This is a genomic window from Moraxella sp. CTOTU46934 (assembly GCF_031979465.1).
In the GTDB taxonomy this organism is placed as follows: Bacteria; Pseudomonadota; Gammaproteobacteria; order Pseudomonadales; family Moraxellaceae; genus Faucicola; species Faucicola tetraodonis.
Genome location: NZ_DALZEG010000003.1, coordinates 79,187 through 94,613 on the forward strand (window position 1 = coordinate 79,187; position 15,427 = coordinate 94,613).

Below are 15,427 nucleotides of genomic sequence, written 5' to 3' on the forward strand. Positions count from 1 at the left end.
TGTAGGGGAAAATGATAACGCTGACAACGTGACATTTGTGATTCAGGTTTGATAGAGCCTGTTAAGCTGTTAATTTTAAATATTACATTATATTTTATGATGTAATATTCAGAAGTGGAATATGAATAAAGAATAATATTGTTTTTTTTGTCGACGCTTTTTTTGTAAAATAGTATGAATTTAACATTATATATTGATTTTTATACATTGAGATGAGGGGTGACCATGATGACTGTTAATTTTCAAAAAAAAACTAAGGTCCAACACAAAACCGTAGCTGTGCTATCAAGTCTGGCGTTATTAGGCGTGAGCCTAGCGGGCTGTTCACGTGCGCCCACCCAGCAAGACCAACAAGCCGCTTCAGGTCAAGCCGCCACGCAATCAAATGCAGGTGCAAGCGATAAAGGTGGTATTAAACTGCTCAATGTCTCTTATGACGTCGCGCGTGACTTTTATAAAAGCTACAATCCCCTGTTTATCAAAGACTACGAAGCCAAAAATAGCGGCAAAACCGTTGATATCCAGCAATCGCATGGCGGCTCTAGTAAACAAGCGCTCGCAGTTGCCAATGGTCTGCAAGCAGACGTGGTCAGTATGAATCAAGGCTCAGATGTAGAGCTGTTAGTGAAAAAAGGCTTGGTGGCACAAGATTGGCAAAGCCAATTCCCAAACAAAGCAGTACCCTATACCAGTGCCATCGTGTTTTTGGTGCGTAAAGACAACCCAAAACAAATCAAAGACTGGTCTGATTTGGCAAAACCAGGCGTACAAATCGTACTTGCCAATCCAAAAACCACGGGTAATGGGCGTTATGCTTTCTTAGGTGCGTATGGCTACGGCTTACATAGTTTTAATAAAGATGAAAACAAAACCAAAAACTTTGTCAAAGAGTTGCTCAAAAACGTACCTGTGTATGAAAATGGTGGGCGTGCGGCGACTACCACGTTCTTACAACGTCAAATTGGCGATGTGTTAGTCACCTTTGAAAATGAAGCCAATCTCGCGGTTAAACAGTTTGGTAAAGGCGATGTGCAAATTGTTTATCCAAGCTACACCATATCAGCAGAAAACCCCGTGGCGATTGTCAAATCAGTGACCGATAAAAAAGGCACCAACGACGCAGCGAAAGCGTATCTTGATTATTTATGGAGCGAGCCTGCCCAGCAATTGGCGGCAGATTTATACCTGCGCCCAAGCGACACTGCGGTACTGGCTAAAAATCAAGATAAATTACCCGCGCTTACCACCTTTAGTCCTAATGCCGAATTTGGCAGCTGGACGGATATCATGACCAAATACTTCAAAGATGGGGGTGTCTTTGATCAGCTAGCCAGCCCAACGAGCACCATAGCATCGGCACCTGCTGCAAAATAGTTCGCTGTGTTAAGCTCACAAAACCAGAGTTCGGCTCTGGTTTTTTATTCTAGCTAAGAATATTTAAAGCGCATAAATATAGTTTGGAAAATCAAAGTGAGATGGTACTATAGCCGTGCTTAAGATTTTGGGTACAGAGCTTTTTGTATCTTTATTTTTGAATTTTTATTTTTGTATGTTTATTAGTTTAAATTCTGACGTTGCCTACCGATTATTAGTAAAGGAAGCCCTGCATGGCAAGCATCAATGCTAACCATCAAGCCGATTTAACATCAAACAATCAGCCTAAAACACCCAATTCACCCTTAAAACGCAATAAAAAGCGCCATATCATGCCGTTTTTTAATTTGAGTTTGGGCATCAGTGTGTTGGCGTTGTCGATTATTGTGCTATTGCCATTTGTGGCAATGGTAATGACGGCCGCCGATATTGGCGTGGCAGGATTTATCAAAACCATTGCCGAACCGCGCGTCAAGGCAGCGATTGAACTGTCGCTAAAAATGTCATTACTAGCGACATTGACCAATTTGGTGTTTGGTACGCTGATTGCATGGGTATTGGTGCGCTATGAGTTTTGGGGAAAGTCGATTTTAAATGCACTGGTCGATTTGCCCTTTGCTTTGCCAACGGCGGTAATGGGGATTTCGCTAGCAACCTTATATGCACCCAATGGTTTAATCGGGCAGTTTTTTGCGCCATTTGGCATTAAAATTGCTTTTACCCCCATTGGTATTTGGTTGGCGTTGATTGTGGTGAGTTTGCCGTTTATTGTGCGTGCGGTGCAACCTGTGCTAGCTGAGCTGTCGCCAGAATATGAAGAGGCGGCATCGGTGCTGGGCGCTGGTAGATTGACAACTTTTAGACGGGTCATATTACCAGAATTGTATCCTGCGTTGCTAATGGGCTCAGGCATGATGTTTGCGCGGGCGACGGGGGAGTATGGTTCGGTGATTTTTATTGCGGGTAATTTGCCGATGAAATCTGAGATTTTACCGTTAATCATTATTGGTAAGCTTGAAAGTTTTGATGTACAAGGGGCTGCTGCGGTTGCTTTATTTATGTTGATGATTTCGTTTGTGATTTTATTCGCCATTAATGCCTTGCAGTGGCTATTAACCAAACGTATGGGCGGGGCAAGTGTATGATAGATAGCAGCCAATATCCTTACCAAACCCAAGCCGCAACCCGTGAGCCAACATGGCTACGTTATACCTTAATTGGTATTGCGGTGGCGTTTATGACGCTCATGCTAGTGATTCCGCTGATATCGGTGTTTTACGAAGCCTTAAAATCTGGCTGGCAGTTGTATGTGGCTGCCTTGACCGATCACGAGGCGTTATCGGCTATCAAGCTTACCTTGATTACGGCGCTGATTGTGGTACCGATTAATACGGTGATTGGGATTGCATTAGCCTGGCTATTGACCCGATTTGATTTTAAAGGTAAGCAATTTCTCACCACGCTGCTTGATTTGCCATTTTCGGTGTCGCCGGTGGTCGCAGGCTTGATGTTTGTAGCGCTACTGGGCGCCAATACTTGGCTTGGCGGCTGGCTAGAATACTTTGGTTTTCAAGTGATTTTTGCCATTCCCGGTATCGTACTTGCCACCATGTTTGTGACTTTTCCATTCGTGGCGCGTGAAGTGATTCCGCTGATGCAGTCGCAGGGCAGCAGTGAAGAGCAAGCAGCGTTAACACTCGGTGCGTCAGGCTGGCAAATGTTTTGGCGGGTGACACTGCCCAATATCAAATGGGCATTGCTATACGGTATTATTTTGACCAATGCCCGTGCGATGGGTGAGTTTGGCGCGGTGAGTGTGGTCTCAGGTCATATCCGCGGTGAAACCAATACCATGCCGCTATTGGTTGAGATTGCCTACAATGAATACAACATGACGGCGGCGTTTGCGTTGTCGAGTTTGTTGGCGTTGTTGGCGCTCGTTACCTTAATCGTACAGCAGGCGTTGACTAAACGTCAGTCTGCCAATGATGAATAACATTGATGCAATTTAAAAAATAAAAAAGTTAAGAGAATACCATGAGTATTGAAATCCGTGATATCACCAAACAGTTTGGTCGCTTTACTGCACTACAACCGATTAATTTAACCGTACCGACGGGCAAATTAACTTCACTCTTGGGACCTTCAGGCTGTGGTAAGACTACCTTACTGCGCATCATCGCAGGGCTTGAGCTTGCCGATACGGGGCGTATTTTGTTTGATGGTGAAGATGTGACCGATGTGCCTGTGCAGCAGCGCCATATCGGCTTTATGTTCCAGCATTACGCGTTATTTCGCCATATGACCGTGTTTGATAACGTGGCGTTTGGCTTGACCGTCATGCCAAAAAACAAACGCTTAAGCAACGCGGAAATCAGCAAAAAGGTCAATTATCTGCTGGAGCTCGTGCAACTATCCCAAACCGCAAAAAAATACCCGCATCAACTCTCAGGCGGTCAGCGTCAGCGTATCGCATTGGCGCGTGCGTTAGCGGTAGAGCCGAAGCTGTTGTTACTCGATGAGCCATTTGGCGCACTCGATGCCAAGGTGCGTAAAGAATTACGTGCTTGGCTGCGCTCAATTCATCATGAGCTCGGTGTCACCAGTATTTTAGTGACCCATGACCAAGAAGAAGCGGCAGAATTATCCGATGAAATTGTGGTGATGAACCAAGGTCAAATCGTGCAAATTGGTGATTATGAGACGCTAGTCAATCATCCCTCGAGTCATTTTGTTGCCAATTTTCTGCAAGATTCGCATGTCGAATATGTGATTTAGCCTAGTTAAATTTAGCTTAGTTAAGCAATAAAAAAAGAAGCCGCGTGCTTCTTTTTTTTGCTAATTTTTTTGCTAAATATTGGATAAAAAAAAGGGTATTATCACATACCCTTTTTATCGATTGATAGATGAAACCCCACAATAATTATTTTGCAGAGTGACCTGTTAGCTCCACTTTATGTTTTTGATGATCTTCTAAGCCTTCATAGTAGTTACGAAGTACCGCTAACACTTCTGGACGGCTGAAGTTATCAGGCACGTCTTCGCCTTCAGATAAGGCTTTACGCAATTTGGTACCTGAGACTTTGACGTGATGGCTGGCATCGTGTGGGCAAGTTTTGGTCGATGCCATCGAGTCACAAGCGTCACACCAGAATGTCCAGTCAATTTTTAACGGTTGGGTGATTAAATCATTCGGTTTGAGCGTATCAAAAATATGCTGCGCATCAAACGCGCCATAGTAATCACCCACGCCTGCATGGTCACGCCCGACAATCAAATGGCTACAACCATAGTTTTGACGGAATAAGGCATGTAATAATGCTTCACGCGGACCTGCATAGCGCATATCCAGTGGATAGCCTGCTTGGATGACGGTGTCTTTACGGAAGTAATGGTCGATTAATGTAGCAATGGCTTCTTGGCGTACATCTGCAGGAATATCCCCAGGTTTTAATGCGCCAAGCAATGAATGAATGAGTACGCCATCACAGATTTCAATGGCGATTTTGGCAAGGTATTCATGTGAGCGGTGCATCGGGTTACGGGTTTGGAAAGCAGCGACGGTTTTCCAGCCATTTTGAGTAAAGATGTCACGGGTTTGTGCCGGAGTGAGGTAGATATCACCATATTTGCTCGGGAATTCGCCTTCGCTTAATACCACCACATCGCCGGCTAGATTAACATCACCTTGTGCCATTACCATGGCAACGCCGGGATGCTCAAGCTCTGTGGTGCCAAAGACGGTTTGGCATTCGTGCGCTTTATCAATGCGGTATTTTTCGCTTAAGGTCAAAATCCCCATGATTTCACCTTGGTATTCCAGCGCAATGTCATCACCTGGGTTTAGCGTATCGGCAGTGGCAGTATCGGTTGATAGGGTAATAGGAATGGGCCAAAACACGCCCGCATTGTCACCGCTGGTTAAATGCATGTTGTCACATACGCTTTGCCAGTCTGCTTGGTTCATAAAACCATCTAGCGGGGTAAAGCCACCAATACCGAGCATAATCAAATCACCGGCTTCACGGGAGCTGATTTGGATTTTTGGGAGATTTTTGGCTTTTTGCTGGGCGGCGGTTAGCGCATCGCCTTTAAGTAATTTTTCTTTTAATGTGTCACTGCCGTGCGGTGGTACTAGTTGGCTTAGAGAATGGAGAGTTGAAGTGGCGCTTTGGCTCATCGGATTTCCTATATTAGCGGGTCAAAATTAACGTGTCAAAAAAACAGACGGTTCAAAAAAATTAAGGTAGCGTATAATAGAATATTGCAGTTCGCAATAATAAATGCAGTAATTCGATATATTTATGTAAAAATGGAATTTACTAAAAACCCCTTGGGCATTTATGATAGGCAGGTTAAAATTTCACCCAGTTGAAATAGCTGCAAAAGCTAAAAGTTTTAAATTCACTTTGTAATTAGAATTTGTCTTAGTGACATAGGAATCCGCATGTATAAATACAACGCAATTGACCAACAATTGGTAGATGATCGGGTCGAGCAGTTTCGCGACCAAACCCGACGTTTTTTGGCTGGCGAGCTCAGTGAAGAAGCGTACTTGCCATTACGCCTGATGAACGGTCTATATATTCAGCGTCATGCGCCGATGCTTCGCGTGGCGATTCCTTATGGTCTGCTTGCGACGTATCAACTGCGTAAACTTGCCGACATCAGCGAAAAATACGACCGTGGCTATGGTCATATCACCACCCGTACCAATATGCAATTTAACTGGCCAAAATTAGAAGAAGTGCCCGATATTTTGGCAGAATTGGCATCGGTACAAATGCATGCGATTCAAACTTCAGGTAACTGTATCCGCAATACCACTACCGACCAGTTTGCCGGTGTGACGGCTGATGAAATTGCCGATCCGCGCCCGTATTGTGAAATCATTCGCCAATGGTCAACGTTTCACCCAGAATTTACCTATTTACCGCGTAAATTTAAAATTGCGGTCATCGGTACTCGCTCAGACCGTGCGGCGACCCAGCTGCATGACATTGGCCTGCATGTGGTCAAAAATGACGCAGGTGACATTGGCTTTGAAGTGATTGTGGGCGGTGGTCTAGGGCGCACCCCTGTGATTGGTAAAGTGATTCGTCCGTTTTTACCTGAACGCCATTTACTCTCTTATTTAGATGCCATCTTACGTATCTACAACCAATATGGTCGCCGTGACAACAAATACAAAGCCCGCATCAAGATTTTGGTAGAAAGTATGGGCGCCGAAGCGTTTTCACGAATCGTGGAAGAAGATTGGCAAAAACACAATAAAGACGGTGCGTTAACACTGACAGCTGAACAAATTGAACACGCCAAAACCTTCTTTCCACAGCCGGCGTATCAAACATTCAGCCAACAACAATTACAAGCTAGCCAAGACAAACTGGCTACCCAGTTTGAAGATAGCGAGTTTGTGCGTTGGTTTAATCAAAATACCCGCGAGCATAAAGTCAAAGGCTATCATGTGGTGATTATCTCACTCAAACATTTTATGCAAGACACGGGTGATATCACCGCCACCCAAATGCGCGTGGTGGCTGATTTGGCGGATAAATACAGCTTTGGTGAAGTGCGCGGCACCCATCATCAAAACTTGGTGCTCACAGACGTCAAACTTGAAGAAGTATATGACGTCTATCAGGTGCTCAAACAATACCACCTTGCCCGCCCAAATATTGGCTTATTGACGGATATTATCTCATGTCCAGGCTTTGACTATTGCTCATTGGCCAATGCCAGTACCTTAAATATCGTCAACCAAGTCAACCAATATTTCCAAGATGCAGACTTTGTCCATGATATTGGTGAGATTCGTCTAAATATGTCAGGCTGTATGAATGCCTGTGCGCATCACCATGTTGCAGATATCGGTATTTTGGGCGTAGATAAAAAAGGCGAGCATTGGTACCAAATCTCGCTCGGTGGTAGCTCGGGTCAAAACGCCAAATTAGGCGATATTTTGGGTAAATCCGTGCCTGTCGATGCGGTTGCGGCGACAGTGGATGATATCCTGCAAGTCTATCTTAAATACCGTCAAGCGGCGGATACCGACTTTGGTAGTGAAACGTTTGCCGAAGTTGTTGATCGTATCGGTATTGAGCCATTTAAAGAGTATGTATATCGTGACAAATCAGAACAGCCGGTGGAGGGATAAGCCATGGCACTCATTAACCAAAGCCAAGTGATTGATAATGTCAAGTCAGTGAGCGTGAGTATTCATGAGCAAAAAATCGAGCACATTGACCCATCCCAGTATGCCACAGATATCACCGAAATTTTGGTGGACTATCGCCCTGTCGAATTTAGCGAGAAAAATCCGCCAAAACCGCAGTTAGAAGCGGATGATTTGGTAGCATTGTCCCATCGGTTGGGCGATAAAAAACTGGGTATTATTTTATCGGGTGCTAGTGATTATCAGTTTTTGCACCAGGACTTTGTCAAAGTGATGCCGCTACTGTCGGTGATTGTGATTGATTTTCATGGTTTTCGTGATGGACGCGGTTATAGTTTGGCGCAAAAGATTCAGCAACACCCTAGTTATAACTCCGCTATTGTGTTGCGCGCTAGCGGTGATATCTTGCCAGATACGTTGCAGCTGCTCACCGAAGTAGGGTTTAGTGAGTTTGATATTGATGACAGCGATTTTAACCCCAGTTGGTTTGATTATTTTGTCGATATCAAACACCGTTATACAGGTCGCAGTGTGACGCAATTGCCGATTTTTGCTAATTAATTGTTGAATCATGCTAAGATTGAGCGAATCTAAGGGTTCGCTTTTTTAATGTTAGAAAGTTGTTACCTTATCCTTTTTAACTTCTGGTTTCTGCATTTCAAGTTAATTTGTTAATTCTAAATTTTCATAATAATATCATTAAAAATCATTTTTTAAACATCGCATAATTGATTAGCATAGCGTATCCCAATTTTTCACCATAAAACATTAGGAAATCCAATGAGCAATAAACTAAATATCGACCTAGACAAAGCCAACGCAGAATTAAATGGCAAAACTCCCGAGGAAATCATTGCTTGGGCACTGGCACAAGGTAGTAATCCTATCGTCACTACCAACTTTCGCCCTTATGAAGTGGTACTACTAGAGATGGTTGCCAAACAACGTCCTGATATCAAAGTATTGTTCGTGGATTCTGGCTATAACACTGAAGCGACTTACCGCCATGCCCAAGATTTGATTAAACGTCTAAACTTAAACGTGATTACCTATTTGCCACAACAAACCGCAGCTTGGCGTGATGTCGAGTTCAACGGCGTACCTAGCGTCAACAACCCAGCGCACGAAAAATTCACTGAGCAAGTGAAACTTGAGCCATTTGGACGTGCGTTAAAAGAAATTGCCCCTGACGTGTGGATTAATGCGATTCGTAAAGACCAAACGGAATTTCGCCAATCGCTTGACGTGTTGTCAGAAAGTAAAGACGGCGTGTTAAAAGTAGCGCCATTGTTCCATTGGTCAGAAGATGACCTAGAAGCTTACTTAAAAGAGCATGATTTGCCAAATGAACATGACTACTTTGACCCTACCAAAGTCGAAGAAAACCGTGAATGTGGTCTACACACACAATTATAATTTTTGATCGGCAGTATGTATGAAAATGTTAAGCTGAACTTCGGTTCGGCTTAATTGTTCTTGTCACTATCTAATGTTGAGAATGTCTATGAATACCTTACCGCTATTTTTTAAATTAGAAAATCGCCCCGTACTCGTGGTTGGCGGTGGGGAAGTGGCACTGCGTAAAGCAGATTTGCTTGACAAAGCGGGTGCTACTATCACCTTTGTCGCACCCAGCTATGAGGCGAGACTCATCGCGCAATTTAGCGATTCTCGTCATCAATTGATTAACGATGTTTATCAGCAAAAATATTTGGATAAACAAACCATTGTCATTGCTTGTACCGATGATGAAACGGTGAATGCACAGATTTTTCATGACTGTGAAGCCCGTTTTATCCCAGTCAATGTTGTCGATAATCCACCGCTATGTACCTTTATCTTTCCTGCCATCGTTGACCGCAATCCGATTACCATTGCGGTATCCAGTGCAGGCAAAGCCCCTGTGCTGGCAAGACTGCTGCGAGCCAAAATCGAAACAGTCGTGCCACCGCAATATGGTGAATTGGCAGGGTTGGCCGGTAGATTTCGCGATAAAGTGAAAGCTGCATTGCCCAATGTGACGGCTAGACGTAAGTTTTGGGAACAAGCCTTTGAAGGGCAAGTGGCGGAATCGGTATTTGAAGGCAATGAAAATAGCCTAAGCAAAGCTGAAAGCCAACTTGAAACTTTGCTACAGCAGCACGCTAACAACCAACCCACGGATAAAGCACAGCTTGGCAAAGTGTATATTGTGGGTGCAGGGGCAGGCGATCCTGATTTGCTAACCTTTAAAGCGCTACGATTGATGCAACAAGCGGATGTGGTGTTTTATGATAATTTGGTTTCAGCGCAGATTCTCGATCTATGCAGGCGTGATGCCACCAAAATCTACGTCGGCAAAAAAGCCAGTGATCATGCGATAAGGCAAGAAAAAATCAATGAGCTACTCGTGGAACAGGCGCAGCAAGGACAGCGCGTGTTACGTCTCAAAGGTGGTGACCCGTATGTATTTGGGCGGGGCGGCGAAGAAGCCGAGCAATTGGTTGCAGCTGGGATTGAGTTTGAAGTCGTGCCCGGCATTACCGCAGCCACTGCGGCGGCAAGCTGTGCCGGTATTCCATTGACTCACCGTGCGTATGCGCACTCTGTCAAGTTCGTCACTGCCTCTCTTAAGACGGATACCATCAATGAAGACTTTGCTAGCTGGCTTGATGATAACCAAACCGTGGTTTTTTATATGGGATTAAAGCAGCTGGATAAACTGACGAGTGGCTTGATTAATGCAGGAAAAAATCCTAGTACGCCGATTGCGATTGTGTCAAATGCCAGCTTGCCGCATCAGCAAGTTTTGACAGGCACGCTTGAGACCATCGTGGCAAAACAACGTGAGGCGAACTTGCCCGCCCCAGCGATTTTGATTATGGGCAATGTGGTTAAGCTACATCACAGACTTAATAAACTATCTTAATAAACTATAGCAATCTTTAATTGAAGGGCTATGGCAGTTAAAAAAGCTTACAGATTGTGGTAAATACTTATAACTTAAATATCCGTTAGAAAAATTAACGAATTGGTCAGATAACAAAAATGTTTTTGTCACAATTTAATATAACGTTTTTTGTGAAAGGATTTATGTATATTGTAGCAATACATATTATTTGTATCTGCTACAACATCAACTAGTACTTTAGAAGGATAGGGACATGCGACTAAAACCTAAATTGATTTTAACCAATCTGTCATTGGCTTTAATGTTGGTAATATCACCCATTGCCCAAAGCAAACTATTACCAAAACCCGCCACCAATGCTAGCCAGTTAGCGGCAAATCGCTACGATAGCAGTAATGCTATCTTTCATCCTGTCTATGGTAAAAATGGTATGGTGGCTTCCGAGCAAGGGTTAGCCACGCAAGTTGGTTTGGATATATTAAAACAAGGCGGGAATGCTATCGATGCGGCGGTCGCGGTTGGATTTGCCTTAGCAGTCGTCTTGCCAAATGCAGGCAACATTGGTGGTGGTGGTTTTATGGTGTTGCATGATGATAAAACTGGCAAAGATGTTGCCATTGATTTTCGCGAAATTGCGCCAGCCAAAGCCAGCCGTGATATGTACCTTGATAATCAAGGTAATGTTATTGATGGAAAATCATTGTTCACGCATGACGCTTCAGGTGTGCCTGGTACAGTAGCTGGGATGGAATACGCGCTAAAAAAATGGGGTACAATGCCATTATCTAAAGTGCTTGAGCCTGCAATTAAGCTTGCAGACAAAGGGTTTATTGTCAGTGATGTATTGGCACAGACGTTAAAAGAAGAAAAATCAACACTGGGTAAATGGGCAGCTAGCAAAGCGATTTTTTTCAAAAACGGTGAACCGCTGAAATCTGGTGATTTGTTGGTACAAAAAGACTTGGCGAAATCATTGCGTTTGATTGCCAAACAAGGGGCGAAAGCATTTTATCAAGGTGAAATCGCCACAAAAATTGCGAAAGAAATGCAATCACATGGCGGCACAATGGCACTTGAAGATTTAAAAGCCTATAAAGTTGTTGAGCGCCAGCCAATTATTGGTGATTATCGAGGCTATAAAGTTGTTACCATGCCACCCCCAAGTTCGGGTGGTGTACACTTGATTGAGATATTAAATATGCTTGAGCATTACCCTATTAAAGAAGATGGGGTAAATAGTGCCAAAAATATTCACCACATGGCTGAGAGTATGAAATTAGCCTATGCTGACCGCTCAGAATATTTGGGTGACCCGGATTTTGTCAAAATCCCTGTCACAGGTTTAACATCGAAAGCCTATGCGAATGAACGGGTCAAAACGATTGATGATAATAAAGCAAGACTTTCATCAACCATTAAACCTGGTAAACCACAACCTTATGAAAGTGACCAGACTACGCATTTTTCAGTCATGGATAAAGCGGGCAATGCCGCTGCTGTCACCTATACATTAAATCTTAACTTTGGTAGTGGCATTGTTGTAGAAGGCACAGGGATTTTACTCAATAATGAAATGGATGACTTCTCAGTGAAACCCGGTGTGCCAAATGCGTTTGGTCTAGTGGGTGGTACTGCCAATGCGATTGAAGCAAAAAAACGTCCACTGTCTTCAATGACACCAACGATTGTCATGAAGAATAATAAACCTTGGCTGGTGACAGGTAGTCCAGGTGGGGCTCGTATCATCACGACTGTATTGCAAAGTGTGGTTAATACGATTGACCATGAAATGAATCCCGCAGAAGCGATAATTACACCACGCGTTCATCACCAATGGTTACCCGATGAGCTTAGAGTTGAAGAAGGCATTAGTCCTGATACGATAAAATTGTTGCAAGACAAAGGTCATAAAGTGGTTACTAAAGCACCCATGGGACGTATTCAAATTATTCAAGCTGATGATTCTGGGTTTTATGGCTATTCTGACCCAAGAAATCCTGATGGCAAAACATTAGGTTTCTAAACTGTGCAGTAAACAAGACGTGAGTGATGCTACTCACGTTTTTTTTGCTAACAAAATATATCAAGATTATTTTTGCAATTAGTAGCCCAGTAAATCTTGAATAATTTTATCTACTGTACCACTTTTCGCCAATCTTGCATTTTGCCCTGCCCACAGTGAGCTAAACTCATCACTTCCCATACTTTCGGCTTTGGCTTTAATGGGGTTACTGACAAACGATGCATGGGGAAATGGCGGTGCAGACTTGCTAATATACCCCGTTTCTTGCATAAAGCGATTGACAATCCCGCGTGCTAAGCCGCCACTAAATAGATTGGTTAAAGCCGTGTGTTCGGCTCGCTCACTTTGCAGTGCCTTGCGGTGAAAGTCTTTGGTATCACACTCATCTGCCAGCAAAAATGCAGTACCCACCTGTACCGCGCTAGCGCCCATGGCAAAAGCTGCTTGTGCGGTAGCGTTGTCGCTGATGCCGCCTGCCGCAATCACCGGCAAACTGACAGAGCGGATGATATTGGGCAGTAGGCTAAAAGTGCCCGCTTGCAGCGTGACATCTTGGCTTAAAAACATACCCCGATGCCCGCCTGCTTCCAATCCCTGCGCGATAATCATATCCGCCCCATTGGCTTGCAACCAGCGCGCTTCCGCAGGCGTGGTGGCGGACGATATCACAATCGCCCCGGATTTTTTGACGATATTTAACAAAGCTTTGTCCGGTAGCCCAAAATGAAAACTCACCACAGGGACTTTTAAATCCGCCAATAGCGCTGCTTGTTCATGGGTAAATGGCTGACGTCCACCGGTCGTAGCTATCTCATCTTGGGTCAAACCCAATTGTTGATAATAAGTTTGTAGGGTATTCAACCATTTTTCTTGCATCGCTTGGGTATAGTCAGGTTGTTGATGGGCAAAAAAATTGACATTAAAGGGGGCGTCAGTCGCTTGACGGATACTCGCAATTTCACTTTCGATTTTTTGTAGGCTGAGCAGGGCGCCGGGGAGTGAGCCAAGTCCGCCTGCTTGGCAGACAGCGATAGCAAGTTTGCTGTCTTGGACACCTGCCATAGGCGCTTGGATGATCGGTAATTGAACTTTAACGTAGTCAAGAAAGCTGTTAATTGCCTTGGTATGATGGGTCATTTTATGTTCCTTGTTATTGTTTTAATGTGTTTGTCTTTATGTTATGGGCTCACAGGGCAAAAATCGAAAACCATGTTAGTGTATCGCCAATAGCTGATATTGAAAAGTACTATATGCCCGTTATAAATCGGCTGAATACAAAAGCCCCAGTAATGTTACTGGGGCTTATTTGACTAGTTATTTAGGTATTATTTAGACACTAGGCGCTTGGGATCGCCATTAACAGCGCTTGTCTTGCCTCGGTATTGTGTTTGAATTCTCCCAGGAGTGACATACTGCGGGTATCGGATTTTTGTTTCATCACCCCACGCATCATCATGCACATATGCGCGGCATCCATCACCACCGCTGCGCCTTTTGCCCCTGTCATATCCATCACCGCTTGCGCGATTTGGCGGGTTAGGTTTTCTTGAATTTGCAAACGTCGGGCGTACATATCCACGATGCGTGCCATCTTTGACAGTCCAATCACTTTGCCATCGGGCAGATACGCCACATGGGCCACGCCATAAAAAGGCAACATGTGATGCTCACACATCGAATAAAACTCGATATTTTTTACCATGACCAATTCATTATTGTCAGTTGGAAAAATCGCGTTGTTGGTAATTTCGACCAAATCTTGATGGTAGCCTTGGGTCAAAAAACTAAAGGCTTTAGCGGCACGTTCAGGGGTATTAAGCAGTCCCTCACGTGTTAAGTCTTCCCCTGTTGATGCAATGAGGGTGCGGTAGGCATCACTGTTTTGTTGGATAATCTCGTCAAAATTTGCAGGCATAGTCATGATAACATTTAAGTTTAAAAAAATAGGCATAGCTTAACGCTTTACCACTATTTGTAAAGTGATTTTTGTCACAAACGCTATGAAAATCACTAAATTTGCTTTGTTTGGGTTTTTTGCTAGAATTAATCCCTAATTTTGAGCTATTATAGTGCATATTCGTTCACTGAAAAATAAGGAAAAACCATGCTATTAACAGGGAAGCGTTTCGTTGTTACCGGTATCGCCAGTAAATTATCGATTGCTTGGGGTATCGCAGAAGCGTTACATCGTGAAGGCGCGAGTTTAATTTTGACCTATCCGAATGAAAAAATGAAAAAACGCGTGGATATGGCAGCCGAAACTTTTGGTGCAGAGAAGGTATTGGCGTGTGATGTGGCGTTAGATAGCGAAATCGAAGCGTGTTTTGCCCAAGTTGCTGCACACTGGCCAGAGGGCATTGATGGGGTCGTACATGCCATTGGTTTTGCCCCTGCCGATCAGCTAGATGGTGATTTTACTCAAGTGACCACCCGTGAGGGCTTTGCTATTGCCCATGATATTAGTAGCTACAGTTTTGTGGCGCTTGCTAAAGCCAGCCGTGAGTTACTGGCAAAACGCCAAGGCTCGCTGTTAACCTTGACGTATGAAGGCAGTATCCATGTGTTGCCAAACTACAATGTCATGGGTCTAGCCAAGGCCAGTCTGGAAGCGAGCATTCGCTACCTTGCCAGCTCAATGGGTAGCGATGGTATCCGTGTCAATGGGATTTCTGCAGGTCCAATTCGTACCTTGGCGGCAAGCGGTATCAAATCATTTCGTAAAATGCTCGACACCAACGCCAAAATTTCACCGCTACAGCGCAATGTCAATATTGAAGAAGTCGGCAATGCCGCGATGTTCTTGTTATCGCCTTGGGCGTCTGGTATCACCGGCGAGATTTTATTTGTCGATGCTGGGTTTAATACCGTGGCACTCTCTGAACAAGTGATGATGCAGGTAGAAGACTAATTTTTAGGCGAGTAGTGGATAAGAGAGCGACTATGGTTGCTCTTTTTTTGCTTGCTT

General features: G+C 44.1%; 12 protein-coding genes and 1 pseudogene. 10 read left to right on the forward strand and 3 right to left on the reverse strand.

Annotation, left to right across the window (positions count from 1 at the left end):
- The first annotated feature begins 225 nt into the window (after window positions 1-225).
- The 4 genes and pseudogenes from RTN07_RS04110 to RTN07_RS04125 all read left to right on the forward strand — a co-directional run.
- The gene (locus RTN07_RS04110) at window positions 226-1,374 is read left to right on the forward strand and encodes a sulfate ABC transporter substrate-binding protein (protein ID WP_409455540.1); all 1,149 of its coding nucleotides are present in this window, start codon (window positions 226-228) and stop codon (window positions 1,372-1,374) included.
- A gap of 233 nt (window positions 1,375-1,607) precedes the next feature.
- Window positions 1,608-2,519, forward strand: coding sequence for a sulfate ABC transporter permease subunit CysT (gene cysT, locus RTN07_RS04115; RefSeq protein ID WP_198510400.1), 912 nt, complete (start codon window positions 1,608-1,610; stop codon window positions 2,517-2,519).
- The gene (cysW, locus tag RTN07_RS04120) at window positions 2,516-3,370 is read left to right on the forward strand and encodes a sulfate ABC transporter permease subunit CysW (protein WP_050325393.1); all 855 of its coding nucleotides are present in this window, start codon (window positions 2,516-2,518) and stop codon (window positions 3,368-3,370) included. Before cysT ends, cysW begins: the two co-directional genes overlap by 4 nt.
- Window positions 3,371-3,411: 41 nt before the next feature.
- A pseudogene (locus RTN07_RS04125) lies at window positions 3,412-4,122 on the forward strand (sulfate/molybdate ABC transporter ATP-binding protein); the annotation flags it as partial.
- Between the two features lie 175 nt (window positions 4,123-4,297).
- Here the strand turns inward: RTN07_RS04125 and sat are convergent.
- Window positions 4,298-5,554 carry a sulfate adenylyltransferase gene (gene sat / locus RTN07_RS04130; RefSeq protein ID WP_312175969.1) on the reverse strand — a complete coding sequence of 419 codons (1,257 nt, stop codon included), beginning with the start codon at window positions 5,552-5,554 and terminating at the stop codon, window positions 4,298-4,300.
- 267 nt (window positions 5,555-5,821) lie between these two features.
- On the opposite strand from sat, the gene RTN07_RS04135 reads away from it, so the two are divergent.
- The 5 genes from RTN07_RS04135 to ggt all read left to right on the forward strand — a co-directional run bounded on the left by RTN07_RS04135 (window position 5,822) and on the right by ggt (window position 12,462).
- Window positions 5,822-7,531, forward strand: coding sequence for a nitrite/sulfite reductase (locus tag RTN07_RS04135; RefSeq protein ID WP_312175970.1), 1,710 nt, complete (start codon window positions 5,822-5,824; stop codon window positions 7,529-7,531).
- Window positions 7,532-7,534: 3 nt separating this feature from the next.
- The gene (locus RTN07_RS04140; protein ID WP_312175971.1) at window positions 7,535-8,110 is read left to right on the forward strand and encodes a DUF934 domain-containing protein; all 576 of its coding nucleotides are present in this window, start codon (window positions 7,535-7,537) and stop codon (window positions 8,108-8,110) included.
- 219 nt (window positions 8,111-8,329) lie between these two features.
- Window positions 8,330-8,965: a phosphoadenosine phosphosulfate reductase domain-containing protein gene (locus RTN07_RS04145; protein ID WP_312175973.1), complete on the forward strand. Its 636-nt coding sequence runs from the start codon at window positions 8,330-8,332 to the stop codon at window positions 8,963-8,965.
- Between the two features lie 88 nt (window positions 8,966-9,053).
- Window positions 9,054-10,457, forward strand: coding sequence for a siroheme synthase CysG (gene cysG, locus RTN07_RS04150; RefSeq protein ID WP_312175976.1), 1,404 nt, complete (start codon window positions 9,054-9,056; stop codon window positions 10,455-10,457).
- 235 nt (window positions 10,458-10,692) lie between these two features.
- Entirely contained in the window at window positions 10,693-12,462 is a 1,770-nt protein-coding gene (gene ggt, locus RTN07_RS04155) for a gamma-glutamyltransferase (RefSeq protein ID WP_312175977.1), read from the forward strand.
- 78 nt (window positions 12,463-12,540) lie between these two features.
- Here the strand turns inward: ggt and RTN07_RS04160 are convergent, their stop codons facing one another.
- Both RTN07_RS04160 and folE read right to left on the reverse strand, forming a co-directional pair.
- The gene (locus RTN07_RS04160) at window positions 12,541-13,599 is read right to left on the reverse strand and encodes an NAD(P)H-dependent flavin oxidoreductase (protein ID WP_144917705.1); all 1,059 of its coding nucleotides are present in this window, start codon (window positions 13,597-13,599) and stop codon (window positions 12,541-12,543) included.
- Between the two features lie 199 nt (window positions 13,600-13,798).
- Complete coding sequence (gene folE, locus RTN07_RS04165; protein ID WP_007115330.1) at window positions 13,799-14,377, reverse strand: GTP cyclohydrolase I FolE; 579 nt, start codon at window positions 14,375-14,377, stop codon at window positions 13,799-13,801.
- 189 nt (window positions 14,378-14,566) lie between these two features.
- On the opposite strand from folE, the gene RTN07_RS04170 reads away from it, so the two are divergent.
- Window positions 14,567-15,370 (forward strand): enoyl-ACP reductase FabI, encoded by an 804-nt coding sequence (locus tag RTN07_RS04170; RefSeq protein WP_312175980.1) that lies wholly within the window; start codon window positions 14,567-14,569, stop codon window positions 15,368-15,370.
- The last annotated feature ends 57 nt before the right edge of the window (window positions 15,371-15,427 follow it).